The sequence below is a fragment of the Listeria rocourtiae FSL F6-920 genome, assembly GCF_000525975.1.
GTDB classification, from domain to species: domain Bacteria; phylum Bacillota; class Bacilli; order Lactobacillales; family Listeriaceae; genus Listeria_A; species Listeria_A rocourtiae.
Map to the genome: position 1 here is coordinate 29,631 of NZ_AODK01000004.1, position 25,183 is coordinate 54,813.

General features: G+C 37.9%; 21 protein-coding genes, 4 pseudogenes and 1 riboswitch. Of the genes and pseudogenes, 7 read left to right on the plus strand and 18 right to left on the minus strand.

Going from position 1 to position 25,183, the window contains the following annotated elements:
• Positions 1-123: 123 nt before the first annotated feature.
• The 4 genes from PROCOU_RS00980 (at position 124) to PROCOU_RS01000 (ending at position 2,681) form a co-directional block, all read left to right on the plus strand.
• Positions 124-411: a hypothetical protein gene (locus tag PROCOU_RS00980; protein ID WP_036069094.1), complete on the plus strand. Its 288-nt coding sequence runs from the start codon at positions 124-126 to the stop codon at positions 409-411.
• Positions 350-1,012, plus strand: coding sequence for a polysaccharide deacetylase family protein (locus tag PROCOU_RS00985; protein ID WP_244266202.1), 663 nt, complete (start codon positions 350-352; stop codon positions 1,010-1,012). The genes PROCOU_RS00980 and PROCOU_RS00985 overlap by 62 nt, the downstream gene beginning before the upstream one ends.
• A 961-nt stretch (positions 1,013-1,973) precedes the next feature.
• A complete protein-coding gene (locus tag PROCOU_RS00995; RefSeq protein ID WP_036069096.1) occupies positions 1,974-2,450 on the plus strand; it encodes a DUF2975 domain-containing protein in 477 nt (158 codons plus the stop codon).
• A 12-nt stretch (positions 2,451-2,462) separates the two neighbouring features.
• A complete protein-coding gene (locus PROCOU_RS01000) occupies positions 2,463-2,681 on the plus strand; it encodes a helix-turn-helix domain-containing protein (protein WP_036069098.1) in 219 nt (72 codons plus the stop codon).
• A 45-nt stretch (positions 2,682-2,726) separates the two neighbouring features.
• Here the strand turns inward: PROCOU_RS01000 and PROCOU_RS01005 are convergent, their stop codons facing one another.
• From PROCOU_RS01005 to PROCOU_RS01035, 7 genes and pseudogenes are all read right to left on the minus strand, one after another.
• On the minus strand, positions 2,727-3,107 hold the full coding sequence (locus tag PROCOU_RS01005) for a MerR family transcriptional regulator (RefSeq protein WP_036069100.1): 381 nt from the start codon (positions 3,105-3,107) through the stop codon (positions 2,727-2,729).
• 111 nt (positions 3,108-3,218) lie between these two features.
• Positions 3,219-3,689, minus strand: coding sequence for an SRPBCC domain-containing protein (locus tag PROCOU_RS01010; RefSeq protein ID WP_051994034.1), 471 nt, complete (start codon positions 3,687-3,689; stop codon positions 3,219-3,221).
• A 99-nt stretch (positions 3,690-3,788) separates the two neighbouring features.
• Positions 3,789-5,019 (minus strand): annotated as a pseudogene (locus tag PROCOU_RS01015) (MFS transporter).
• 19 nt (positions 5,020-5,038) lie between these two features.
• The gene (locus PROCOU_RS01020; protein ID WP_036069102.1) at positions 5,039-6,307 is read right to left on the minus strand and encodes an alkaline phosphatase family protein; all 1,269 of its coding nucleotides are present in this window, start codon (positions 6,305-6,307) and stop codon (positions 5,039-5,041) included.
• Between the two features lie 62 nt (positions 6,308-6,369).
• A complete protein-coding gene (locus tag PROCOU_RS01025; RefSeq protein ID WP_077913276.1) occupies positions 6,370-7,410 on the minus strand; it encodes an AI-2E family transporter in 1,041 nt (346 codons plus the stop codon).
• 117 nt (positions 7,411-7,527) lie between these two features.
• Positions 7,528-8,443: pseudogene (gene murB, locus PROCOU_RS01030) on the minus strand (UDP-N-acetylmuramate dehydrogenase).
• 25 nt (positions 8,444-8,468) lie between these two features.
• Complete coding sequence (locus tag PROCOU_RS01035; RefSeq protein WP_036069105.1) at positions 8,469-9,275, minus strand: hypothetical protein; 807 nt, start codon at positions 9,273-9,275, stop codon at positions 8,469-8,471.
• Between the two features lie 219 nt (positions 9,276-9,494).
• On the opposite strand from PROCOU_RS01035, the gene PROCOU_RS01040 reads away from it, so the two are divergent.
• Positions 9,495-9,782 carry a hypothetical protein gene (locus PROCOU_RS01040; protein ID WP_036069107.1) on the plus strand — a complete coding sequence of 96 codons (288 nt, stop codon included), beginning with the start codon at positions 9,495-9,497 and terminating at the stop codon, positions 9,780-9,782.
• 55 nt (positions 9,783-9,837) lie between these two features.
• Here PROCOU_RS01040 and PROCOU_RS01045 read toward each other — a convergent pair whose 3' ends face one another.
• The 3 genes and pseudogenes from PROCOU_RS01045 to PROCOU_RS19000 all read right to left on the minus strand — a co-directional run.
• Entirely contained in the window at positions 9,838-13,008 is a 3,171-nt protein-coding gene (locus tag PROCOU_RS01045) for an ATP-binding cassette domain-containing protein (protein ID WP_036069109.1), read from the minus strand.
• 144 nt (positions 13,009-13,152) lie between these two features.
• Positions 13,153-13,563: an SRPBCC family protein gene (locus PROCOU_RS18995; RefSeq protein WP_051994074.1), complete on the minus strand. Its 411-nt coding sequence runs from the start codon at positions 13,561-13,563 to the stop codon at positions 13,153-13,155.
• A gap of 138 nt (positions 13,564-13,701) precedes the next feature.
• A pseudogene (locus PROCOU_RS19000) lies at positions 13,702-13,920 on the minus strand (ArsR family transcriptional regulator); the annotation flags it as partial.
• Between the two features lie 292 nt (positions 13,921-14,212).
• Here PROCOU_RS19000 and PROCOU_RS01055 point away from each other — a divergent pair.
• Positions 14,213-14,515, plus strand: a pseudogene (locus PROCOU_RS01055) (IS3 family transposase); the annotation flags it as partial.
• 256 nt (positions 14,516-14,771) lie between these two features.
• On the opposite strand, the gene PROCOU_RS16210 reads toward PROCOU_RS01055, so the two are convergent.
• From PROCOU_RS16210 to thiT, 8 genes are all read right to left on the minus strand, one after another.
• On the minus strand, positions 14,772-17,054 hold the full coding sequence (locus PROCOU_RS16210; RefSeq protein WP_051994037.1) for a putative mucin/carbohydrate-binding domain-containing protein: 2,283 nt from the start codon (positions 17,052-17,054) through the stop codon (positions 14,772-14,774).
• A 118-nt stretch (positions 17,055-17,172) separates the two neighbouring features.
• The gene (locus tag PROCOU_RS16215) at positions 17,173-17,451 is read right to left on the minus strand and encodes a hypothetical protein (RefSeq protein WP_051994040.1); all 279 of its coding nucleotides are present in this window, start codon (positions 17,449-17,451) and stop codon (positions 17,173-17,175) included.
• 322 nt (positions 17,452-17,773) lie between these two features.
• A complete protein-coding gene (locus PROCOU_RS01065) occupies positions 17,774-18,445 on the minus strand; it encodes an ABC transporter permease (RefSeq protein WP_036069114.1) in 672 nt (223 codons plus the stop codon).
• 15 nt (positions 18,446-18,460) lie between these two features.
• Complete coding sequence (locus PROCOU_RS01070) at positions 18,461-19,348, minus strand: osmoprotectant ABC transporter substrate-binding protein (protein WP_036069115.1); 888 nt, start codon at positions 19,346-19,348, stop codon at positions 18,461-18,463.
• 48 nt (positions 19,349-19,396) lie between these two features.
• On the minus strand, positions 19,397-20,050 hold the full coding sequence (locus PROCOU_RS01075) for an ABC transporter permease (protein ID WP_036069116.1): 654 nt from the start codon (positions 20,048-20,050) through the stop codon (positions 19,397-19,399).
• Between the two features lie 18 nt (positions 20,051-20,068).
• Positions 20,069-21,232: a betaine/proline/choline family ABC transporter ATP-binding protein gene (locus tag PROCOU_RS01080; RefSeq protein ID WP_036069117.1), complete on the minus strand. Its 1,164-nt coding sequence runs from the start codon at positions 21,230-21,232 to the stop codon at positions 20,069-20,071.
• 636 nt (positions 21,233-21,868) lie between these two features.
• On the minus strand, positions 21,869-22,360 hold the full coding sequence (gene thiW, locus PROCOU_RS01085) for an energy coupling factor transporter S component ThiW (protein ID WP_036069118.1): 492 nt from the start codon (positions 22,358-22,360) through the stop codon (positions 21,869-21,871).
• A gap of 2 nt (positions 22,361-22,362) precedes the next feature.
• The gene (gene thiT, locus PROCOU_RS01090) at positions 22,363-22,923 is read right to left on the minus strand and encodes an energy-coupled thiamine transporter ThiT (RefSeq protein ID WP_036069119.1); all 561 of its coding nucleotides are present in this window, start codon (positions 22,921-22,923) and stop codon (positions 22,363-22,365) included.
• Between the two features lie 81 nt (positions 22,924-23,004).
• A riboswitch (TPP riboswitch) is annotated at positions 23,005-23,112 on the minus strand.
• A gap of 240 nt (positions 23,113-23,352) precedes the next feature.
• On the opposite strand from thiT, the gene PROCOU_RS01095 reads away from it, so the two are divergent.
• Positions 23,353-24,954 (plus strand): ABC-F family ATP-binding cassette domain-containing protein, encoded by a 1,602-nt coding sequence (locus tag PROCOU_RS01095; RefSeq protein WP_036069120.1) that lies wholly within the window; start codon positions 23,353-23,355, stop codon positions 24,952-24,954.
• The last annotated feature ends 229 nt before the right edge of the window (positions 24,955-25,183 follow it).

Below are 25,183 nucleotides of genomic sequence, written 5' to 3' on the forward strand. Positions count from 1 at the left end.
CTTTTATGTTACAAAAAAAACTTTTTATGTGTCAAAAAAATCATTTTGATGCATAAAATTCTTGAATTATGTAGAAAACTATGTTTAAATTATACTAATAAAGAAAAGGAGGACCTAATAATAATGAGAAAAAGCAGAAAAGCACAGACAGCAAAAAATATTAAGTCGTCAAAATTTAAATGGCTTATTGCGATTGTTTTGGCGACCCTTGTATTAACAGTCGGAGGCTTAGCTTTAACAAGTAATTTATTCACAAACAACGCCTCATCTAAAGAGTTGCTCGTGCTAAAAGCAGAAGCCGTTTCTATACAGCATTGGAAAGTTCCACCCAAACAGCAAAGTATCAGTTCTGCTCCCGAAAAACCACCAGGACCAGCATCCGGGAAAAAAGGTTGTCTATTTAACGTTTGATGATGGACCTAGCACACACTTAAAACAATTTTTAGAAGTCCTTGAAAAAGAGAAAGCTCCTGCATCTTTTTTCTTCATTGGGAATGAGTTGAAAAACGCAGATAAAGAAACGTATCAACGCATGATTAATAGTGGTTTTGTTATTGGTTTACATAGCTACACACACAATGCAAAAAAGTTATATCGCAAAAAAGATCCTACATTTATTCATGAAATGAGTCGCGAACGTGATGATTTCGAAAAACTTAGTGGCATTCGTACCAACTTAATTCGTGCACCATATGGCAGCACATATCTTACTGATAAACAAATAAAAGAAACGAAGCAAAATGGTTTCCGCTTAGTTGATTGGAATATTGATAGCAATGATTGGAGATATGGTTCTGGAAACACCGAACGGATATACCAAAATGTTCTATCACAAGTAAATGCTTATGAAGGCAGCAATGAACCATTAGTCATTTTGTTCCATGAACATAAAAATACATTAGACGCCTTACCAAAAGTGATTAAGATGTTGCGCGATAAAGGTTACGTGTTCCAAGCTTATCATGAAAACGAAACACTTCATCAAAATTTCAAAAAAGATCCTAATTTATAAATAAAAAGCATCATTTTTCTTTTGAAAAAGAGATAAGTGATGCTTTTTATTGTTTTTATTATCTACTCATTACTTCCTATAATATATATTATGTAAACTAGAAAAAATGACGATAAAAAAGTAAGTTAACTGTTCTCCTCTATTACTTTTTAATCCTCATCTTTTCTAGTTTTCGCAACAAATTAGATAACATTGTTACGTCTAATTATTTATGCATATCTCTGTTCTGCAAAAATGCTATAAAATAACACCCATTTTCTAGATCTATTATGATCAAGTAGATAGATTAATCGAGCCATTTTTATGTGACATAATATATATTCAAGTCGCCAACGATTTTTTGCTTCCTTACAGCATCATTTTCATAAACCATTATTTTCACGCTTTTCTAAAGTTTTTACCCACCACGTGGATGACATTTCTGAACGGCCTGTAGCTTGGACCTAATAGCTACTTTTTCCTACATTTGGGTTGTCAATACAGATGCATGTCCCAAGATCGCTTGAATATCCTTACATCACAGCCGTTTTCTACCAGTGCAATCGCAAAAGAATGTCGTAGGATTGTTAGAGTTAATCTACAATCAAGTTCATTGCCGATGCTTACAATTTCCCGATAAATAGTATTTTTATTAACCATAAAACCTGTTTTCCATCCAATAAAAAAATAAGAATGATATAAGCTCTTATTTTCCAACGTTTCTTGACGCAATTCTAAATGATTCAGTAGCAAAAATTCCATACTTTTGCTATAAAACATAATGCCACTCTCCATTATTTGCTAACACTACAATACTTCTAGTCACAAAATCAATATTAGTTAACACCAGTATTATAGATAAACTCACATAAGAAACGTTGGTTGATAGTTAGATATATCGAATTAACAATATTTTTTATTGCAAAACGATAATTTTTTAGCTATAATCAATATAATAATATTAAATAATGAGGTGTTTTTTATGAAACATGGATCGACCTTTTTGCTAAGGCTTATTATTCTATTTATCGGACTTGTCATACTTGTTTTATGTGTCCTAGGATTACCTTCGCTTGCTATGGATAAAAGTAATCCAGAATTTACTCGGCGGCTTTATCCGATTCTAATTACGATGTGGATTGCAGCTGTGCCATTTTTCATCGGCTTGTATCAAGGGTTGAAAGTCTTAGCATATATTGATAAAAAGACGGCATTTTCTGAGCTTTCTGTAAGGGCTTTGAAGCATGTAAAGTACTGTGCGCTTATTATTAGTACGCTTTATTTCTTTAGTTTACCTTTTTTCTATCTTCTAGCACAGCATGACGATGCACCTGGACTTGTGGTTATAGGACTTGTTCTTACATTTGGCTCCATCGTTGTGGCTACTTTTGCAGCGGTTTTACAGAAACTTTTACAAGAAGCAGTAGCTATTAAATCTGAAAATGACTTGACGGTCTGAGGTGATTGATATATGGCGATTATAATTAATATTGATGTGCAACTTGCCAAAAAGAAAATGAGCGTCACCGAGCTGTCGGAAAAAGTCGGAATTACGATGGCTAATATTTCAATACTGAAAAATGGAAAAGCGAAGGCGATTCGATTCTCCACTCTGGAAGCAATTTGTTTGGCGTTAGATTGTCAGCCTGGCGATATTTTAGCCTATCAGCATGATGAACCGCAAAAATAAGCACTCTAGCAAAAAGCTAGAATGCTTATTTTTTTATCCTCTTTTTCAAAAACTTTTTAGCTTCCTCTCATTTGGTACAACATGACTACTATAATTTTCAATCTTGAAATCCAAACGATTCAGCGCGCTTTGCATAGTATCGATTCGCTTTTGCAAATCATTGCGCTGTGACTTCAAAAGCGCTACACGTGCAGGGATTGTCGTGTCTCCTTCTCGAAAAAGGTTCAAATATTCAATTAACGCCTCAATCGAAAGCCCAGCATTTCGCATTTGACGACTAAATAGAATCCACCTTACATCTTCCTCATCAAATTTACGGATACCGTTTTCGTTACGAGGCACTGGAGGAATGAGACCAATTCTTTCGTAATATCTAATTGTGTCCGCGGAAATATTGGTCTCTTCACTCACTAACTTAATATTCATTCGGATTCCTCCTCCTTGCTAATCTAATAGTCAATAAATACATAGCTTACACCAAAAACAGATTAATACAAGTACCGTCAAAAATAATAGGCATGAAAATAACTCCTCTCGTTAGTTCATCAATGCTTGGTATTCATCAAATAGAGCTAAAAATTCGTCTTCTGTGAATGAAACTTCCTTTCCTTCTAAAATACCTTGAATTTTCTCCAAACACATATGCCAACCAGAAATATCACGCGGCGTATGGGTTGTTTTTTCGTTTATTTCCTCTGTAAAACGGAGCTTTATTTTATTATCTTGTCCTACTAATTCAAAACGGACCATATTTTTATCCCATGTGTACTCCAAAATAGACTGGGGCTCATACACAGTGATTGTCATTTCTTCATATTCACCGTTCCCAAAATCAAATAAGATTAATCCGTCTACACCCGGTTCGCCAATGCTTAGCTCTGGAAACCATTGGGCAAACCCTTTTGTTGTGGCGATGAGATCCCATACTTTAGAAATTTCACTGTTTAGCTCTAAATCAAATGTCATAATACCTGATGTTGCCGATATTTTTTGATATTTTTTTTGCATTGTTTTTTTCCTCCTAGTAATGATTTGTAAGCCTTTTATTGCATCCAATTTGATGCTCTTAAATCTAACCCCACCACGAAGCTACATAGACTAGTTCCACTATTCGGCTTTCACCAATAACAATAACACACCTCCAATTGCAAACAAAACAACAAGGCTCGCTACACCATATTGTGTGTGGCCAGTGACTTGAGCAATGACTCCCATTAATGCTGGACCCATAATTGCTGAAAATTTGCCAAATATGTTGTAGAATCCATAAAATTCATTGGAGCGCTCTTTGGGAATGATTTTACCGAAATAAGAACGGCTAAGCGCTTGAATTCCGCCTTGTGATGTACCAACTAGCATCGCCAATATCCAAAAGTCTGTTGCTGTCTTCATGAAAATGGCATAAATGCAAATGAGAATATAGATGAATATCGCAGTCAATATCAGGGGCTTCCCGCCAAAGCGTTTCGCAAGTTGCCCGTAAATAATGGTACACGGGAACGCGATAATTTGTGTCACTAGTAAAACGATGATAAGCGTTGTATCAGAAATCCCCAGATCAATACCATAAGAAGATGCCATTCGAAAAATCGTATCCACACCATCGATATAAAAGAAATACGCAACAAGAAATAGTACGATATTACGATACTGCTTAATATTTTTAAGTGTATTTCCAAGTCTGACAAAGCTACTGCGAACAGGTTTTTTATCATGTGGAATAAAATACATTTGGTGAACGTTGCGCCACAACGGGATTGTAAAAACAGCCCACCAAACGGCAGTCATCACGAATGCACCATTTAGTAACATCGTTTGGCTAATAGGCAAAATCCCGGTAGCTTGAAAAACGATAAACGCGATGAATGGAATACAACTTCCTAAATAACCGAACGCATAACCATACGATGAGACTTTGTCCATTCGATCATTACTAGTGATATCGACTAGAAATGAGTCATAAAATATGTTTGCACCCGAAAAGCCAATGAGCGATAGCATATAAAAAATGAGCAACAGCATCCATTGATCACTTGGCACAAAAACGAAAGCCACAGTAAAAGCAATACCTAGCCACGTGAATAGACTAAAAAAGCGTTTTTTTGAAAAATTGATAGTCGGCAATTGTTCCAAGAATAGGCGCTAATAACGAAATAAATAGTGTTCCAAGCGAGTTTGCATAACCCCAATAAGCAGTCGACACATGATCCGCAATTCCTGCATTACTCGCAACTCCTTTAAAATAGATTGGTAAAATTGCTGTCGTAATCATAATCGAATAAACAGAATTTCCCCAATCCTGAAAAACCCAGCTTTTCTCCTGTTTTGTCAACTTCATCTAGACGTATCCCCTTTGCTTAGTCAAAAATAGCTTCTATAACCGCTCCTTCTGTATTAGGTAAATCAAGATTCAAAATCGCTGCAAATGTTGGTGCTTCATCAATGAGCCGTGCTCTTGGAATCACAGTTCCATTCTTTATCCCCTTACCAAATGCAATCATTGTCGTCGCATAATTCGGCTTCTGCGGGGAATAACCATGAACGGCTCGATAAAAGTCAATATTTCCGATATCACCAGACATTACTTGCTGTATCACTTCACCAACAGTATTATCTTTAAAATAATATCCAGCCTTTGCTTCAATCATCAGAGTGCACGTTTTATCTGCGCCAAATGCTACGGCCTCTTCCTGATCAAAAGTTTTTTCGATACCTTCCTGGCTTTCAAGAAGTGACTGAATTTCTGCAAGGTCCACCGTTCCCTTTGTATAAATATAGCATGAGCCATCACAACTTTTAGCATAAACTTCCCATGCAATAATTTTATCTTGCTGCAAAGTGAGCCAGCCTTGTTCCGCAAACAAAACATTAAGTTGAATCACTGAGTGCACATCTATTTGATAATGATCTCCCAACACGATAAACACAGTCTCTTCATATGTACCATTTCGTTTGCTAGCTTCGATTATTCTAGCCAAACGCGTATCATGGCGTTTCAGTGCATCTCGAGCTTCTTGCGACTTTACACCGTGCGCATGCCGCATACTATCCATATCTACAAAATGTGCTAACAACAAATTCGGTTTCTTTCGCAAAATCGTATCCTCCACTGCAGCAATCAAAAAATCATCTAATTCCGGCTGAGCAATTCCTCGTCGTAATTTTCCGAAACGACGATTCATGTCCATCAAAAATCCTGGCGAACTTCCCCACAATGATACCATCACTTGACTCAACCAAAACCGGTTTGGAAAAATCTCTGCAATATTATAATCAATCGAACTCCGCGCTGCCACAGGCCATAAGAAAGCCGCTGTTGTAAGCCCTGCTTGTTTCGCAACATCGTATAATGTCGGAACTTTAATTGCATCTCGATACCAAAACCAGTCTGGAGATGCTGTTCCAGGCTGTATTTTGGTATTATTTACAATTCCGTGCTTTCTTGGGTAATGTCCCGTCACAAGCGTCGTGTGTGCTGGATATGTTAGCGAAGGATAAATCGTTTCCACTTCCGCCACATGGACCCCGTTATCCTTTAAGAAAGCAAGCGTCGGTAAATCCGTTACATTCTCTAAGTCTTCTGCCCCCAATGCATCTAACGAAACTACTACTAAATAACGACTCATACTCTTCTTACCTCCATTAAAAAAACTGGGAAGATTGCTTGATCAACATTCCCAGTTCTAGCTTACTTGTCTATTATTTTATGATCTGGATGCACCATCACTTCATCTTTGCTAATAACTCCTAGCACATCTAGAAAGAACATGAATACCGGGATACCAACGATTAACCCCCAAATCCCGAAGAAATGCTCAGAGAAAATCAACACGATGAATGTATAGAAAACTGGTAAGTCTGTTTTAGCTGACATAAGTTTCGGATTCAATACATATGACTCTAATGCATGAATTACAACGACCAACACCAAGATAATCAAAATATAGTTCACGCCACCGATTGTGTAGGCAATAATCGTTAGTGGTATCATAGAGATAATAACCCCAGCTACGGGAATGAGCCCTAATAGGAAAACCATAATGGCAAGTGAAAATAGTTGTGGGAATCCCATAATCCAAAGCGCAATCGTTGTTAAAACACAGTTTACTAAGGCAATCATGAACTGCGCTTCGATAACTTTACCAAACGTCTCATTGAATTTCGATCCGAAATATTTTACCTCGTCATAGATGAAAGCAACTTTACTTTGGCCAAACTTGCTAGTGAACAAGATCAGTTGCTCTTTTCCAAGCGAAAAAAACAAGCTTAAAATGAGTGCAATAAACGTATTCATCGCAACAACACCGATATTCGCTAAGTACGTGAATAAGAACTGAATACCATCGTTCGCATATTTCGTTATTTCAAATTCTTTCGCAAGTCCCATAATATAGTTTACCGTCTCATTATTACTTGGTTTCGTGTAAAAATGATTGATAGAACGAATAAGTTGATCCAGTTGCTCAATTAACATCGGAATATATTTCACTATCAGCAACGCAATACCCATTGCTATAAACGCATACAGGATAATAACAATAATTTTTCGATAGATAGAAATACGTTTCAGAATAAAATTCTCTAACCTATTGATGAGGAAAGAAAAAATGAACGTCAGCAAGATAATATCAATCATGCTTCTAAGTAGATACAGGATAACGGCGATAATGACAAATACGAGCACACGCCGAAAGCTGCGATTGTAAAATAATTTGGTTAAAGCGTCCAAAATGTTATCCTCCTCTTGTTTTAACTCCTTCTATTGTAACAAAAAATGATTCTCCGTGCATGCCTCAACCTACAAATAAAAAAAATCTCTCTAGCCCATGGCTAAAGAGATTTCAGCTTACTTATCTTCTCCAATAATCTTAACTTCTGTTTCTAACAAGATACCTGATTGTTCTAACACGATCTTTTGGACGTATGCAATCAATTCCATGTAGTCCGTTGCTGTTGCGTGGTCAATATTTACAATAAAGCCGGCATGCTTCATTGAGACTTGTGCGCCACCGATTTGGTAGCCTTGCAAACCAGCTTCTTGAATTAGTTTTCCAGCAAAATGACCTGGTGGACGTTTAAAAACGCTACCGCATGAAGGATATTCTAATGGTTGTTTTGATTCACGCATTTCTGTTAGTTCGTCCATTTTTAGGCGGATGGCTTGTTTGTCAGCTAATGCTAGTTCAAAAACAGCCTCTAGCACAATGTAATGCTGATCTGCGATAGAGCTTCTACGATATTTTGCCTCTAGTTGATCTTTTTTTTAGATGGAGGAGTTCACCACTCACTGTAAGGACAGTCGCTTCAATAAGAACGTCCGATATTTCACCACCGTACGCACCTGCATTCATATACAACGCGCCACCAACGGAACCCGGAATCCCACAAGCGAATTCTAAACCGCTGAGTGATTCAGCCAGCGCAAAGCGAGATACATCAATAATCTTTGCGCCACAACCAGCAATTACTTTCGTGCCTTCTCTTTTGATAGCATGGAGTGCATCCAAGTACATGACAATACCACGAATACCTCCGTCCTTAATAATCAGGTTCGAGCCGTTGCCAAGAATCGTTAACGGAATCTGATTGGCATAAGCAAAAGCAAGAGTTTTTGCGGCTAGATTATGACTCGTAGGCATCACAAAAAGATCCGCTTTCCCACCTGTTTTTGTAAACGTGTACGGTGCCAAATCCTCTTCTACCTTTACGATAAGTGTTGGAATTTCTTGTTTTAATTGTTCTACTATTTGAGTTATATACATGAGCCTTACCTTTCTTACGCCATTTCTAGGCTTTCTTATTTCGAATTAAAGGTCTAATCTTATCCATTGGTGGTTCGTATACACGGCAATGAGCTTCATATGCCTTACCATAATCCTTTACACGAGCTGGGATATCCTGATTGCGATTCAACTTCAAATCATTTTCAAGCATGGGTATTAAAGAAATAATTTGCTCAAAAATATGGCCTGCTTGGGCTTCACTAAGAACAAATGCTAATTTCGATAAAGCACGGCGCTGATCAGCGGGTAGCATCTTACCGTGCAATTGTGTCCACTTCAACATTTTTTTACGAGTATCACGTGTTTTCTCTAAGTAAAGGCTTTGACCATACGCTGCCATAGCATAAGCGAGCGACAAGTCCTCTGCATGATTCCAATCCTCTTCCAAAATTTCCTGCTGCGCTTCCACCTTTTCATTCAAAAGGGCAATGTCCTCTTGATAAATATCTAATTTGCGTTGTTGTTGCTTGTAAACCTCAAGCGCTAAATTCAATTCATCTATTTCTGACTGCAATTTCTTACCAAAGAGCCCTTTTTCATTCAAAATCCGTTGCACGCCTTCAATACGCTCTGCTGTAATGCTATCCCGCTCTTTCATGATTTGCGCGCGCTTTTTTAAGTAGTCGAAGTAAAAACTATATTTTTGCACCTCTATAATTACTCTTTCGGCTGTATCCCGATTGACGGTCAAACCATCTAGATTAGCAACAATAATGCCCGCAATTTTTCCGAGCATGGAATAGACAATCACTTCATACAACTGCCCACCTACACGGACTTTATACGGCAATGTATGATTGTTCTCTAACATTTTTTTTATATACTTTTGGATTTTTATTTACCATCGATATCACCTTCAATCAGCAATTCTGTTCCTATCCTTTCATTATAAATGAAAATGACTAAAATGTCAGGGAAAAGTTTTCAAAAGCCTTTGTTTACATAATAAAATTATTGTCATCTATATATATCGATTTGCATAAGCCCTTTATTTTAGCTATACTTGCTTGTGTAAGGAGTTGTCGCGGATATGCCTAAAAATGAAAAATGGAGAGCGCTTGTTGATATTAATATTTTATTTATCTTGTTTGGCTATATTTGTTTATATTTTATGTATAATGTGGCATGGCCTGAAAGCCTGTTATTTATCGTCGCAATTCTAATGGGCAGTTGTGGCTGCCTTGGATTTTATTTGAGCATTAAGGGAATGCAGATGAAGCGCAAACCGATGTATCAGATTTTCCTGATGATGGCTTCCATTATTCCAGCAATTATTGGTGTTATCTATATCATTATTTATTTCTTGACGCTCTTCTAAAAAAGTTATATAGCCCCGTGTCTGACTGATCAAAGTCGGTGACATGGGGCTTTTCTTAATTATTTTGTTCTAGACATTCGTAAACGGCCATCATTTCTTGTTTATTTAACTCACGGATGCGATTGAAAATTAGAATGTCAGCAACTGCATCTGTGAATGACTCTTCTGCCACCACATCACGCACTGTTCCTGTCAGCCACGTTCCGACTTTGATGCCTTCCACAACTTCTTTTAGCCCCTCATCGTTAATGCCTGTAGCAGAGCACGTCACGCACGGTATGGATAACTTTTGAACGCCGTCATGCAGTCCATCTTCGGAAATAATTTTCTTTCCTTTGCAGAACGGGCATGGTTGGGCTTTTTTCACCTTATTTATTTGCGTGACGATTTTTTTATAGCCAAATGCTTCATAAACATAGGTTAATTTTTTGTATTTACCATTGACGAAATAGGAATCGATAATCATTTCTCGTGTCTCGTTTATATTGGCAAAATCACAAATAGTCACCTGGTTTTTCTTGCTTATAGCTACAAGATTACGCTCTATTTTATCCCAAAATGGAATCACGTTTTGTAATACCATTTCATAACCAACAAAGCTAGCTTGCTCTAGTTCTAGCATCTTTAAAGCCACTTGTTGTTCGCGTGGAAGTAAAGAGACGTCTTCTGTTAGTGGCATATTTCCACCAACGATTTCCTTTACCCGCTCTAGTTCTGGGAGCGCGCCAACTGTTGCGATTACTTGGTCAACTGGCTGCTGAATTAATTCACGAATGTCTGTCTCGCCAAACATTAATTGTTTATGATGTCCTAGAACGCTTCCTTCGCAAATCGGGCAAGTTACCATCTCACGTGTTTCCTTCATTTGTTCTTTAATAATTGATTTGGAAATCACGATGTAGCGACCGATAATTTGATTAAATCCTTGCCACGTTCTCGTTGCCTTACCAGCTTTATCATAAAACGATTTCTCCCAGTAACCGTATAAGAATGTGTGTTTTTCTGCTTCTGTCAGTTGATTATACGGCTTGCTTAAATCATGACCAAGTTCGTTTTTTATTTCTGCAAACAAAAATTCAATCTTCTGGAATTGGAAAAATTCTAAGACTTTCATAACTTCTGGATGCAACATACCTTCCCAAAATGGTGCATTACCGTCTTGAATCACGACCTCAAAATCAAATTTTTCAATGACACGTCGGCCAGAGCAGTAAGGGCAATGGTTATCTGCTGAATAAAAATCAAAGCTTCTCGTATCCTTATTGGTCGGATGCGCTGCCACAATATGATTAATTAGCCCACCCATCTCAAAAAGAAAACTGTATTGACTATACAAATGCCGTTCCAAATCAATTGCGACTACAGGCGCGATTTTTTCTGATTCAAACTCGCCGTAAATTAAGCGGGCCATGGATGATAGACTTTTTAGAATTCCGCCTTTGTAAATGTTTTCTGCGTTTTTGAAGTAGGCAATATGATCTTTTTCCAGATAGTGAATACCTGTTTGTTCTTTTAACATAGATGTAATAGGAGCGGGCTGTATATTAGCCTCTCTATCTTTCTGCCGATAAAATTCTTCATGTGTTACAATATCCAATTTTTTGACAGGCTCGATTTGCCTTTTTCCAAAATCCACAATGAAATCGGAGGCGTCTAGCATATAATCATTATGCTCAATCATTACCATAGAAACTGATTTATCGTGCAAAATCACTCGAATACTATCAATAAACTGGTTTAGAATATTTTGCGACAGCCCCTTAGATGGTTCGTCAAAAATGAATAGTGTATGTGGATTTTTAGAGCCCGAAAATAGTTCTGAAACTAAGTGCACACATTGGAATTCTCCCGTGGACAGTGTCTGTGTTTTTCTCTCTAGCGTCAAATACCCCAAACCTAATTTTATCAGTAAACTCAAACGTTTGTGCGCAAGATCTTGTTTTGGCAACTCATCAATAATATCCTCAATCGAACGTTCAAAAATTGCGTCGATGTCATCAGTGTATTTCGTCAGTTTTTTCTTAATATCAAGGAATGTTGCAACGGTGGAACGGCTTGTAATCGATTGATTGCGATTTTGCCCAACCATAACTAATTTATCTTTCGGATAGCGTTTTAAGAAATCTTTTGCGATGCATTCGTTCACCAGCGTCGATTTCCCACATCCGGATTCGCCGGTAAACGTTACAAGTCTGTTTTTCGGAATTTGTATCTCTTCCATTTGAATATTACGGCAATGAAGGTCTTTAAATTGATAGTATTCCACAGGTGTTTCCTGATTTCTCCCGACATGAACTGGTGCTGGTCGCGGCGACTCTTCTACTAATTTCCCACCATACTTCCCACTTCCAGGTCCGAAAAATAGTTGCTCATCCGTTGCATCAAGTACTGTATCGGAATGATCAATTAGCCAAATTTGATTTTTATAGCCCAACTGTTTAATTTGTTCTAGAATTTTCAACAAAGTTTGGTGATCTAAACCAACCGAGATTTCATCGATAATAATAACCGTATTTTCGCTTGTTGCCATAAATTCAGCCAAATAAAGACGCGTTAATTCGCCACCAGATAGTGTTCCCATAATGCGGTTTAGCGTTAAATAACCAATATTCATGTTAATAATATTTTGCAGAATATGTTGTTTTCCTTCGCTCAGATTTAATTCTTCTTTAAGTGAAAGTAACGTTTCCATACTTAAATTATTCACATCAGAAATACTATGTTCGCTTCCTAATAATTCAATTTTATACGTCTCAACTTCTGGATTAAAACGTTTTCCTTCACACTTTTTACAAGTCACATTACTATTACTTCCGCGCCCTTTACAACCAGTACACCAACCTAGCACATTATTAAACGAAAAAAGCTCTGGTGATAAATCAAATTTCTCTGCCATTGTGACACGAATTTCTTTAAACACACCTGTATGCGTTCCAATCGTAGAACGCGGATTAGATGAAATAGATGACTTTCCTAAAAAAAGGACGAGTGGCATCTCTTCCATTTTGATAGCGCTAAAATTCGTATCCATAATTTCAGGAAATAGATATTGATATTCTGCTTTCGGTAATAGCGATACAAGACGTTTCTTAGATTCTTCACCAATTGTCTGGCAAAAAGTCGTTTTTCCTGACCCAGATAATCCGGCGATTCCCAACGATTTTTCTGTTGGTAATTCCGTATCCAGGTGATCGATATTGTTAGCAATTAATTGATTTATTTTCATTAGCGTATCTTCTCCATTCTTCAATCTAGTTATGACGCTTAAACATAATTATCGCATAACTCGTTATGTAAGTTCAACTTCGAATAGCTCCTCACAAAGAAAGAGCGTAATTCCATTTTTTAGAATCACGCTCTATTCATTCACTTATGACAAGACAGTCCCAAGCTTGTTACCCATCTCTGTCCATGCGTAGGTCGCACCCTCGATAGCACCTGGACGCGATTTTGTTTCCTCACTGAAGCCACTTTGGTCTAAACGTAACTGTACGGTGCCGTCCGCATTTTTAGTGACTGTCCAAGTGACTGTAGTCATTTCACCAGCACTTGCCCACGTATATGTGATTGAATTTGGCTCATCGATATTCAAGACTTCGCAATTGACAATGCCATCCCACCATTCAGAAGGTTCTGCGCGGAATTGGAATTTGTGCCCTACAACTGCTTTGAAGTCGTTATTCCAAATCCATTTCGCGAGCATATCTGAGTCTGTTAGTGCGTACCATACTTTTTCTACTGAGCTTGTGAACTTAAAATCTAATGATACATCTGGTTTCATATTTTGTTCCTCCAATAATTGATTTAATTTTAACATTCGTTCTTTCCAAAATCCTTCGTAATACGATACCCAGTCTTGAATTTCCTGTAGTGGCTGGGCGTTTAACCGGTATCTGGTTTCACGTCCCACTTTTCGTGCCACCACGAGATTGGCTTCTTTCAAAATAGCCAAATGCTTGGAGACGGCTGTGCGACCCATATTAAAATGAACCGTTATTTCGTATAGGGGTAATTCTTCTACTTCGTTCAGTATTTGAAGTATCTTCCGCCTCGTTAGATCGGCAACAGCGTCATAGACATCCCTTACTTGGCCTTTTTCACTAAGCATACACACCACCTTTTCTTCTCTAATGTTCATTCATAAAAATAGGACACCTTTTATTGTCATGTTTATTATACGACACCAAAAGGTGACGTGTCAACTTTTTATTTGGCAATTTCTAAGAATTAGACTTATTATTTCGCTTTTCGATAATTTTTCTAAGAGCGTTATTTCGTTTTCGACACCTGAAGAATCTTCTTCTAACCACCATTGTTTGAGTTTCTGAATGGCAAATCCATGCGCTCTCTATTATTTCTGAAATCTGGGAGATATTACGCATATATCAACGAAAAAAGGGGGCTTTATTTAGCTATATTTTTAGGGATTTTCACAATATACTAGCGGTAATTTCCAAGCTAGATTAAGAAAACATAAAATTATTTCTAACGTGAGTCGAAAAGGAAGCCCCTATGATAATACGTTCATGGAATCTTTCTATAAAATACTAAAAAAAGAGCTTATCCATGATGTCAATTTTGACAATCCTGAAAAAGCCCAGCTAGAAATATTCAGATATATTGAGACCTGCTACAACACAAAGCGAGTGCACTCTTCTTTTATAGCTTCTTTCCAGTCAAATTTGAAAGAAGATATTCTTGAGTTCGCTTATCTTTATGTCAATTTTTCTTGACAAGTATACTTTGAGGTGAACATGATTTTCTTTTATTTTGTGACCATTGCATGAACAGCATGTCATTCAGGTGAAAACTTCCCAAAAGAAAAACATAACATGTATAAAAAAGACACAAATTTTTATGGAGGCTATGGCTCCTTTATCGTAGAAGAAAATCAATCATAGAGAAGCTTTTATAAGAATAATCGGCATGTTACCAAATGTCTCGTTTGATTCGCAGATACCGATTCTATCTTGCTAGGTATAACGTAAATCAAAATGGTATTGTTATATATGGATCTTCTGCTGGCGGTGTTGGGATGTCTGATGCATCTATCTTTTCAAGTCCATCTATGGTCACAAGATATGTTGCTGCTTTATATGTTTCGTAGTTTTCTCCCGTTTTTTCATTATTTAAAAAGAGGCGTATATCAGATTCTTGGTGAGCTACCGTAATAAAATCACCAATAGCGATTGACACATTATTTTGCGTTGCCAAAGCTCGGCCTCGTCCAATGAAGTCTTTCTTGAAAGTTTCTTTACCTCTAGTGTTATTAATCTTAACTGTGGCATATGCATCTGTGAAATAAGAATGAGGTTCACCAAAATTTTGGGTGATGGTTGCTTTCATGGTGCTCAAATTAATACGCACATTGGCAAACTCCCAATCACTATAGCCTTTCAGGTGGAACTGAAATTGTTCCCCACTCAAAATAGTTTGTGAGCTTTCTTTTTTTACTGCAATTAGATCGGTATAGTTTTTTTGATAATTAGCTTGATCAGTATCTGGTAGATAGGTAATCCCCTTTCTAAGCATTGATTTTAGGATAATATTATCTTCGTTTTTGAATTTGCTGTTACCACTGATTATGGAAGCAAATATCGCTAGTTTTTGTTTATAGTTCATCAGTGCATCTTGAGCCGTTACTCCTGTCAAATCGCTGATTAAGCCGTATTTTGTTACTTTGAATACTTGATTGACCGAGGTGTTCGTAAGTTTAGTGGCTGTTCCAGTAATGCTGAAACGTGTTGGTTCTCGGTGCATTACTTTAATTGTAAAACCCGGTTTAATCGCGAGTTGGGACTTACCCTTCTCGGTCTTAACTCCATTCATAGCACTCTTGAAAACAGACTGCCCATTCTCATTGAATACTTGGATAGAGGCATAATCGTCTTTAAAATAAACATGTGGGTCACTTTTTGTAATAGCAAACTCTAGATTCCCTTTCTCAGGATCCACTGATGCTTTTGCAAAAATAGCATCACTTATTCCTTTAAAAATCAGTTCTTGTGTCGCAATATCTGACGTTCGCAGTTCATCCATCTGTATAGTCACATTGTTGCTAAAGTCTGAGACAGCCAAATAGTTTGTTGATGGCTCATAAAAACGATCGACTCCTGTAGGGATATCTAGCGTATAGATTCCAATTGGCATATTTTTAATCGTCACTGTCGGTGCCGTCACCTTAACTTCTCGTACTACATCTTCTCCATCCTTAATTTTTAATGTCCTACCTTTGATTTGTGTGAAATCATTGATTGTAAATTGGATATTCATAGTATTCGCGACTTTATATTTTTCAAGCTGATTGTTACTTACTAAGCCCCATTTAGTATCCAAAGCAATATCTTTTCTCGCTTTTTGCAAATTATCCCCGGAGAGAAGTGATGCTAAAGGATACACAGCCTTATTCCCAGAATAGAGATTTTCCATTTTTTGGTTTCTAGACATAGATCCTTGAACCAGTTCTAGATACGGGGTGAAATTATAGTTACTCACTTCTCCAAAATACTTGCTCAACAAATCTAGAACTAGCGGGTTTTCCCCAATTGTCTTTTCATTTACCTCAGCACGATGCGATTGGTTAAAATGTGTAAAAGCCTGATCTCCTGCTTTATCCTTCATAAGCGTCAACATATACAGTTTATTTCTAAAATTCCAATCATTTGTTGGTGTTTTTGACGTATAAACATTTTTATAAAAATCCGTTTCTTGTGTCGCCACATTTCCCTCATAGAGCCAACCGTTGTAGTAACCACTCTTTTTCTGCATGGAGTTGGCGTAAATATTATTCCAGACCTCTCCTGTAGAAAAATTATTATCCGCCATGAACGTTCCTTGGTAGCCATGTCCAATCTCATGAAGTCCACCCCAACCTGGTTTTAGCCAAAAAGCAATGACAGATGAACTTGTTTCGGCGGTATGAGTATCTCCATAGTAACCTGCACCAACACCATTTTTATCTGCTTTTGCAAAATAACGATTTGGGATGTTTTTATCTGTCGCTTTTTGTGGTGTGAAGGATAGACCTGCAAGCTCATTGTATGTTTCAAATACGTTGTCGTAATAAGCTAGTAAAGCATTGATAGAAGAGAAATCATTCATTTTTTTCAGGTAAGCTTTATCTCCTTTTGGAACTAAAATCTGGATGTATTTATTACCGATTAGTCCGAAGCTAGCATTCGTTGTATCCCATTTTTTAAAAAAATTAGCCTCGCTATCTCCCTGTTTAAAGACTGGTAAATCCATAATATTATCACTTACTTTATATTCCACTACAGGAGCATTCCTATCTGCCGTGTAGACTGTCCTAACGAAAGGTACAGCGTCATTGATAGCTGTTACAGTTACCCACGAACTTCCGATAGGTTGAGAACTCTCCGTTTTGTTATCATCATTTAATAATTCTAGAGTGACGTTTCCTTTGAAGTTCGTATTTTTTTTGTCTAATCTCTATAACCCCAGCCTTAGGGAGTACAATGCCTAAATCTTGTTTGTCATGATTAATTCCTTTGCTAAACCCTTGATTTTTTAGCCATGTTGGCTCCTCTAAAGTGTACAGTTTTTTCTCCAATGTTGCCGCATTTACTTTGGGCTGCATCATAGTGATAGTCACCACTACAGTAAGTAACAAAATAAATGCAAAAGCTCCTTTAATCTTAGTATTCATCATTTGCCATCTCCTCTTTTCTAAAATTGTTATCCCTATCTTGTTACTCAAAGTAAGATTAAACTACTTCTTAGTAATTATCATATCATCAGTCAGACTATTTCGTATTAAAAGATTGCAAAGAATAATTCGATAATAATGCTTGAATTCAACAATTTTGTGAACATTTCGGATTATTTTTAACAAAAGTGTAAAATGAAGATGCTGCTCTTACAACTTCCAGAGTTTCCACAAATGATAATTAACTTTGTAAACACAACTTTTTTAATCAAACAAAAAAAAAACGAACTATTAACCCGTTTAGGTCATAATAGTTCGTTTTTATTTATAATGCTTCTATAAATTTTTTCTTTTTGTTCTTTACTGGATTTAATTTGCGTTCGACCCAACCAAGTAACACATCGGCCATAACAGCCATCAGCGCCGTTGGAATTGCCCCAGCTAGAATAATTGCCGTTCCATTTGTTGCATTCGTTCCACGGACAATAATATCACCAAGTCCGCCAGCTCCAACAAAAGTACCGATTGCTGCAACACCGATTGCGATAACTAAGGCATTTCTAATCCCCGCCATGATAACGGAAAGTGCTAGTGGGATTTCAATCATTCGAAGCACTTGCCATTTCGTCATCCCCATCGCTTTTCCTGACTCTAGTAGCGCACCATCTACATTTTGAATGCCTGTGTACGTATTTTTTAGGATTGGTAAAATGGAATAAAGGAATAGGGAAAGTACCACTGTATTTGTTCCTAGTCCCATTACGAGCATCAACATGGCGAGCAATGCTAAGGCCGGAATTGTTTGAATTACGTTCGCCGTTTGAATAACCCAGCCAGCTAGTTTCTTCCTACGTGCAATGTAAATACCTAATGGAATCGCCACAATTGCCGCAAAAATAACGCCGTAAGCACTCATTAAGAAATGCCGCCAGAATGCCTCCATGACATAGGTTGCATTGTTTTGATAATAGTCAATGAGTTGTGAAAAAGTTTCCATTTTGTCGACACCTCCTTATTTATCTTCAAAGTAATTATGTTTCTTCAAAAACTCCTTGGCAACGATAGACGGTTCTTTCAGTTCGCCATCTGCTTGGTAGTTTAATTTTTGCATTTCTTCCGTTGAAATCGTGCCAACTAGTTTATTAATCGTTGTTTTTAGTTCTGGATGTTCTTTTAAAATAGCATTGGTAGCCATTGGGGATGCGTCATATGGCGGGAAAAATTGCTTATCGTCTTTTAGGACAACAAGATTATACGTTGGAATCCGACCATCTGTTGAGTAACCAAGCGCCACATCCATCTGATTGTTCTTAAGCGCCGTGTAAATTAAGCCGATTTGCATCGGGAAAATTTTCTTGAATGTGATATCATATTCTGTGGAAAACGCCTTATATCCATCTCCAGCTCGCTCCATCCATGAATTATCAACTCCTGCAACAAGTTGATCTTCCACTGGACGCATATCACTAATTGTCTTCAAATTGTATTTTTTTGCGGTATCTTGTCGTACCATAAAAGCATAGGTGTTCGCAAAACCGTAGGAGTCAAACCAATATTGGTCAAAACGCTCCGAAAAGCCTTTTTGCACGGCTTCCATTGCTTTTTCAGGGTCTTTTATAGGTTCTTCACCAAGCGGTCCAACTAAATCGGTTCCTGTGTAACGCGTAGCTGAGATATCAATATCACCATTCACCATCGCTTGGTGTTGCACAACAGACGAACCAAGATTGTTCACCATTTCTACTTTTAAGTCCGTCTCATGTTCAATCAATTGCTTCACAATATTGCCTACAATCTGTGATTCCGTCGTTGACATCGTCCCAACTTTAATCGTGCCATCTGTGCTTCCGCCAAGTCCTGGCAGGGCACAAGCCGATAAGAGTGATACGCCAAGCAGGATGACAGCGGCAAGTTTGAGCGGTTTTTTTCATCATTTTACTGTCCCTCCTTACATATTCTCTTTTGCTGCACGAATTGCTTTGGGCGTAATTCGAACTTCTAATTTGCCTAGGAAAAATTCAACTAAAAGCGCCAAAATTGTAACTGGAATCGCCCCTCCAAGAATTAAATCTGGGCGATAAAGATTCAAGCCGTTAAAAATAAAGTCACCGAGCCCGCCTGCACCAATATATGAGGCAAGCGTTGCCCATGCGATGATGTAAACGGCAGATAAACGAATACCTGCCATAATGACCGAAATCGAGTTAGGTAGTTCGACATTTTTGATGAGTTGCCAAGAAGTCATCCCCATGCCGCGTCCCGATTCAATGAGATTTTTATCCACACCACGAACGCCGATAAACGTGTTACGCATAATTGGTAACACAGAGTAAATAAACAATGCTACAATCGCCGGTATTTTACCAACACCCAGAATTGGAATAATAAAAGCTAATATGGCAAGTGATGGTACTGTTTGTAACACACTAACTATACCGATTACAAAATTAGCGATTTTTGGCGAACGTGTTAAAAGAATGCCCACCGGTACAGCCACGACAATCCCCAATATAACCGCAGAAAGCGAAATATAGAGATGCTCCCACGTTTTTACTAGCAGGTCATGGCCGTTGTCTTGAAAAAATTGTGTTATCGCGTCCATTAAAAATAACCTCCTATTTTACTCGTGTACTTCTTCTTTTTCAAGCGCTTGCGCAGCTTCTTCTAAATCGCCCCAAATCGAATCATAAACAATATCAACAAGGCTCGCGCGTGTTACAATTCCTACTAAGCGATTTTTCTCGTCGACAACTGGCACATACTTGAAGCCTCGTTTTAAAATCCGTTGCATTGTATCGCGTAGCAAGGCATCCTTTCGTACATAGAAAACATTTTTATCTAAAATATCAACGACTGATGTGGCAGTCCGGCGGTTATGCTCGATTGCCTCGACATCAATAATCCCTTTCAACACATTTTGATCATCCGTCACAAGAAGTGTATCAACACGGCGCTCTTTCATTAATTGGATAGCCGTTTGGAGCGATTTATCTGCCGTAATCGAAACAGGTGCCTTATTCATGATTTGCTCTACATTCGTCACGTTAGGTCGTGCCTCAATCAAGCGATCTTTCCCAATGAAATCTTCCACAAATTTATCAGCAGGATTACGCAAAATCTCATCCGGCGTGTCAAATTGTACAATCTCGCCACCTCGCATAATCACAATTCGATCCGCAAGTTTGATAGCCTCATCCATGTCATGCGTGACAAAAATAATCGTCTTTCCAAGTTCTCTCTGCAAATTCTTAAATTCCTCTTGCAACGAATCACGCGTAATTGGATCAAGCGCACCAAAAGGCTCATCCATCAAAATCAAATTTTGTTCCGCAGCAAGGGCCCGAAGCACACCAATCCGCTGTTGCTGTCCACCACTTAGCTCATATGGGTAACGATCTAAATATTCTTCCGGCAAATCGACCAGTTTAATCAGCTCTACCGCTCGTTCATTTTTCTTCTCTTCCGACCATTTCAAAAGTTTCGGAACAAGTACAATATTTTCGCGAATTGTCATATGTGGCATCAGCCCAATCTGCTGAATAACATACCCAATCGAACGACGCAATTTCACCGGATCTTCCTTCATAATATCCTTGTCGTTAATAAAAATTTGGCCATTCGTTGGTTCAATCAAGCGGTTAATCATTTTCATCGTTGTTGTCTTCCCGCAACCACTTGGCCCGATAAAACAAATAAACTCGCCACGTTCAATATCTAAGTTTAGATCATTGACCGCTGTTTTACCGCCTTTGTAAATTTTTGAAACATGCTCAAATCTTAGCAATCCAGACACCTCCGAGTTTAATTGACTAGCACAATGCTAGGTGAAAGCTGTGAATCAAATAACCCCTTGACTCGCGATATATGTATTTCCATTCTGTTATCATAAAAAAAGGAAAAACTTACCGATAAAAAGAAATAAAAGTTGGGAATAAACGCCTCTCAACTTTTAACTGGTTGTATAAATTAGAACACAGTTATAGCGAGTAAGAAATCAAAAAGTTGATTCTATTCCAAATAACACAGCCCTTTCTAATCCACATTATAACGTAACCAAAATTAAAAAGCGAATGAGCACGCCTCATATAAGCCTATTACTATAGAAAAAAGCTCCACCAAATGCACTACTCATAGGCATTTAGGGAACTTTTGAAATTTCTTATAAAAAACAAGATTTACATGGAGAAATGAGGGACTTTTTATTTGGATGCAGATATAGATTTGAATTACTAAATTGGAAAGTGACACTTAATCCTCTATAAATAGACTCAGAAAGACTGTTATATATAGCATAATAAATAATCCGTCTGCAACATCTAATAAAAGAAGCACCTATCTCTGGCCAGGAGATAGGTGCTTCAGTGTGCTATAACAACCTTTCTATCCACATTGTAGTACGTAAAGAAATCATAGTAGCTATTTACAAAAATCGATTCGTAAGTGTTAATCTGGTTTCTATTTTTCTCAAGATAATATAGCCAATCAACGCTCCAATGAGAGAACTCAAGAAGAACGACGGAATAAACACCCACATTGTCATTTGTTGTGTAAAAAATAGTCGAGCAATAGGATAGCATATTAGAGCACCGAGAATCCCCGTCCCAACCATTTCGCCGACAGTTGCTAACCAGAGCTTTTTCGTATAGTTGTAGATCACCCCTGCGCACAATGCGCCAATCATACTCCCAGGAAATGCAAAAACCGTGCCTGTTCCAAAGATATTCCGTAAAGCAGAAGTTCCAAATGCTTGCGCCACAGCATATCCTGGCCCGAGCATCACAGCACTAACCAAGTTTACCAAATGTTGCACAGGAGCAATTTTTGCAAAGCCAATTGGCACAGAGATAAAACTACTTCCTACAAAAGAAATTGCCATAAGCATCGCCGTATAAAGCCATTTTTTTAGCACCATAATTATTTAGGCAAAAAAAGCTTCGGTGAGATTTTCATCAAGATGCTAACAATAATTCCTGCGACTATAATCGTTGCAATGCAACTCGCGCCATTCATCACAATCGAAAACAATTGCGCGGACCAACCTTTGAAAGCATAAGCTCCCCAAAACAAGACACCCGCAAGATAATGCCAGAAATACCGTGCCACGCCACCAATAACCATCGTTCCCCAAGCCCAGCCAATCGCTTTGCCTAACTTCTCCTCTTTCAAATAGCCACGAACTTGCACCGCAAACAAGCCAGCAAAAGCAATAAATGCAAAGGCAACAATATACTCAATAAATCCTTGTAACGGGCTCAAAATATAAGCTTTTCCAGTCACAAAATGAAGCAACCCCCACAATAATCCTGAAAAACCAGCAGCCCAAAAGCCACGCCTAATCGCAATGATATACATCGGAATCATGCCTAAAGATACCGAAAATGACGACCCGAAATCAACTGGAATAAAGCTGAGAACCATTGCTAATGAAGCAAAAATAGCACATTCTAACATTGCCAACAATCGCGTATTGCGCATAAAAAAACCCCTTTCTTTTTTTGGTAAAAAAACGTACCGCAGAAGAAAGGAGTCAAATCATCAAACTTATGTAATCAGATATAACTTCATTCGCCACAATCCCTACGCTCGTATTAACGAACAGGTTCAAAGGGTCAGATTCCTAAAAATCAGAAATCAATCTCAGCCAAGGCCCCCCCTGTGGTAACGTCTATTCATGAAATGGATTCTTTTTGAGTCTCAAATCATGGATGCCCAAACAATCCACCAAAATTTGTAAAATTGGTGCCTTATTTGGCTATCTGGTTCTCATTATAGCAGTATATTTTAGAAAGTCCAGTTCCCTGCTCTTTCATTGCATGAGTATTCGTGATAGAATAGGAGTAATTGCGTTTTTGGCATTCAATATGAAAATTTCAGTTGAGAACGCGCGAATTTGGGAGGACGAAAATGTTAACTGTAAATAATGTATCTTTACGTTTTGGCGATAAAAAATTGTTTGAAGATGTTTCCATTAAATTCACACCTGGAAATTGTTACGGCTTAATCGGTGCAAACGGTGCGGGGAAATCTACTTTCTTAAAGGTGCTTTCTGGTGAGCTTGATTCACAAAGTGGTAACGTGCATATTCCAGCTGGTGAACGTTTAACTGTTTTGAAACAAGATCATTTCCAATATGATGAAGAAGTTGTTTTGAAAACTGTTATTCGCGGACATGAGCAACTTTTCAAAATCATGGCAGAAAAAGATGCGATTTATTCAAAAGAAGATTTCAGCGATGAAGACGGTATTCGTGCTGCAGAGCTAGAAGGTGAATTCGCGGAGCTTGATGGTTGGGATGCAGAACCTGACGCTGCTGTTTTGCTTAACGGACTTGGAATCACTACTGACTTACACGATAAATTAATGAAAGACCTTACAGGTAGTGAAAAAGTCAAGGTTTTGCTAGCACAAGCACTATTCGGCAAGCCTGATATTTTACTTCTGGATGAGCCTACCAACCATTTAGACATTAAAGCGATTCATTGGTTAGAAGAATTTTTAATCAACTTTGAAAATACGGTTATCGTGGTTTCCCATGACCGTCATTTCCTTAATAAAGTATGTACGCATATTGCTGATCTTGATTTCAGCAAAATTAAGCTGTACGTCGGTAACTATGATTTCTGGTATGAATCTAGTCAATTAGCACAAACAATGATGGGCGATCGCAACAAGAAGAAAGAGGAAAAGATTAAAGAATTGGAAGCTTTTATTGCACGTTTCTCGGCCAATGCTTCGAAATCAAAGCAAGCAACTAGCCGTAAGAAAATGCTTGATAAAATTACACTTGAGGATATTCAGCCTTCAAGTCGTCGCTATCCGTTCGTACAATTCAATCCTGACCGCGAAGTTGGGAATGATCTCCTTACTGTGACGAACCTTTCAAAAACAATTGATGGGGTGAAAGTGCTTGATAACGTGAGCTTTATCATCAATCGTAATGACAAAGTTGCGCTTGTTGGTGACGATGAAGTTGCAAAAACAGTATTTTTCCAAATTCTTGCTGGTGAAATGGAACCTGATGAAGGCGAATATAAATGGGGTGTAACAACAACGCAAAGCTACTTCCCTAAAGATAACTCAGAGTTCTTCGAGGATAATGATTTAAATCTTGTAGAATGGTTACGCCAATATTCACCACAAGATGATAGCGAGGCTTTCCTTCGCGGTTTCCTAGGTCGCATGCTGTTTAGTGGCGATGAAGTATTGAAAAAAGTTCGCGTTCTTTCCGGTGGTGAAAAAGTTCGTTGTATGCTATCGAAAAACATGCTTTCTGGCGCCAACGTGCTATTGATGGACGAACCTACCAACCATTTAGATTTGGAATCAATTACTGCGCTAAATAACGGTATGATTCAATTTAAAGGGGCGATGATTTTCGCATCACATGACCACCAGTTCTTGCAAAGTGTCGCAACTCGTATTATCAATCTATCCAAAGATTCCTTCTATAATAAAGAAATTTCATATGATGAGTATCTTGCTGAAGCACTAAATGTGACAGAGTAAGTAAAAAGCAGTAGAAATACCGTATTTGGCACGTCTACTGCTTTTTCTATTGCATTTGTTGGGGCTGTTCGAAATGCAATAGTTACAGCTCCAATACGCCTATAAGTATTACGAATAGGCCGTCCTTCGTATTTTTTAGAATTCGGACACAGCTCGCTCGATCTTCATGGAGCACGCATTGTATACATAAACTTCTTTTTTAAATCAAAAATAGCACTTTCTACTAGTT

Excerpts from the sequence above, each read along its gene's own strand:
- PROCOU_RS01005 (WP_036069100.1), bottom strand. The coding sequence starts at position 3,107 with ATGAATATTAAGTTAGTGAGTGAAGAGACCAATATTTCCGCGGACACA.
- PROCOU_RS01045 (WP_036069109.1), bottom strand. The coding sequence starts at position 13,008 with ATGAAAATAAATCAATTAATTGCTAACAATATCGATCACCTGGATACG.
- PROCOU_RS01000 (WP_036069098.1), top strand. The coding sequence starts at position 2,463 with ATGGCGATTATAATTAATATTGATGTGCAACTTGCCAAAAAGAAAATG.
- PROCOU_RS16215 (WP_051994040.1), bottom strand. The coding sequence starts at position 17,451 with ATGATGAATACTAAGATTAAAGGAGCTTTTGCATTTATTTTGTTACTT.
- PROCOU_RS01035 (WP_036069105.1), bottom strand. The coding sequence starts at position 9,275 with ATGTTAGAGAACAATCATACATTGCCGTATAAAGTCCGTGTAGGTGGG.
- PROCOU_RS00980 (WP_036069094.1), top strand. The coding sequence starts at position 124 with ATGAGAAAAAGCAGAAAAGCACAGACAGCAAAAAATATTAAGTCGTCA.
- PROCOU_RS01095 (WP_036069120.1), top strand. The coding sequence starts at position 23,353 with ATGTTAACTGTAAATAATGTATCTTTACGTTTTGGCGATAAAAAATTG.
- PROCOU_RS01075 (WP_036069116.1), bottom strand. The coding sequence starts at position 20,050 with ATGGACGCGATAACACAATTTTTTCAAGACAACGGCCATGACCTGCTA.
- thiW (WP_036069118.1), bottom strand. The coding sequence starts at position 22,360 with ATGGTGCTAAAAAAATGGCTTTATACGGCGATGCTTATGGCAATTTCT.
- PROCOU_RS01065 (WP_036069114.1), bottom strand. The coding sequence starts at position 18,445 with ATGGAAACTTTTTCACAACTCATTGACTATTATCAAAACAATGCAACC.
- thiT (WP_036069119.1), bottom strand. The coding sequence starts at position 22,923 with ATGCGCAATACGCGATTGTTGGCAATGTTAGAATGTGCTATTTTTGCT.
- PROCOU_RS01040 (WP_036069107.1), top strand. The coding sequence starts at position 9,495 with ATGCCTAAAAATGAAAAATGGAGAGCGCTTGTTGATATTAATATTTTA.
- PROCOU_RS18995 (WP_051994074.1), bottom strand. The coding sequence starts at position 13,563 with ATGAAACCAGATGTATCATTAGATTTTAAGTTCACAAGCTCAGTAGAA.
- PROCOU_RS01010 (WP_051994034.1), bottom strand. The coding sequence starts at position 3,689 with ATGCAAAAAAAATATCAAAAAATATCGGCAACATCAGGTATTATGACA.
- PROCOU_RS01020 (WP_036069102.1), bottom strand. The coding sequence starts at position 6,307 with ATGAGTCGTTATTTAGTAGTAGTTTCGTTAGATGCATTGGGGGCAGAA.
- PROCOU_RS00995 (WP_036069096.1), top strand. The coding sequence starts at position 1,974 with ATGAAACATGGATCGACCTTTTTGCTAAGGCTTATTATTCTATTTATC.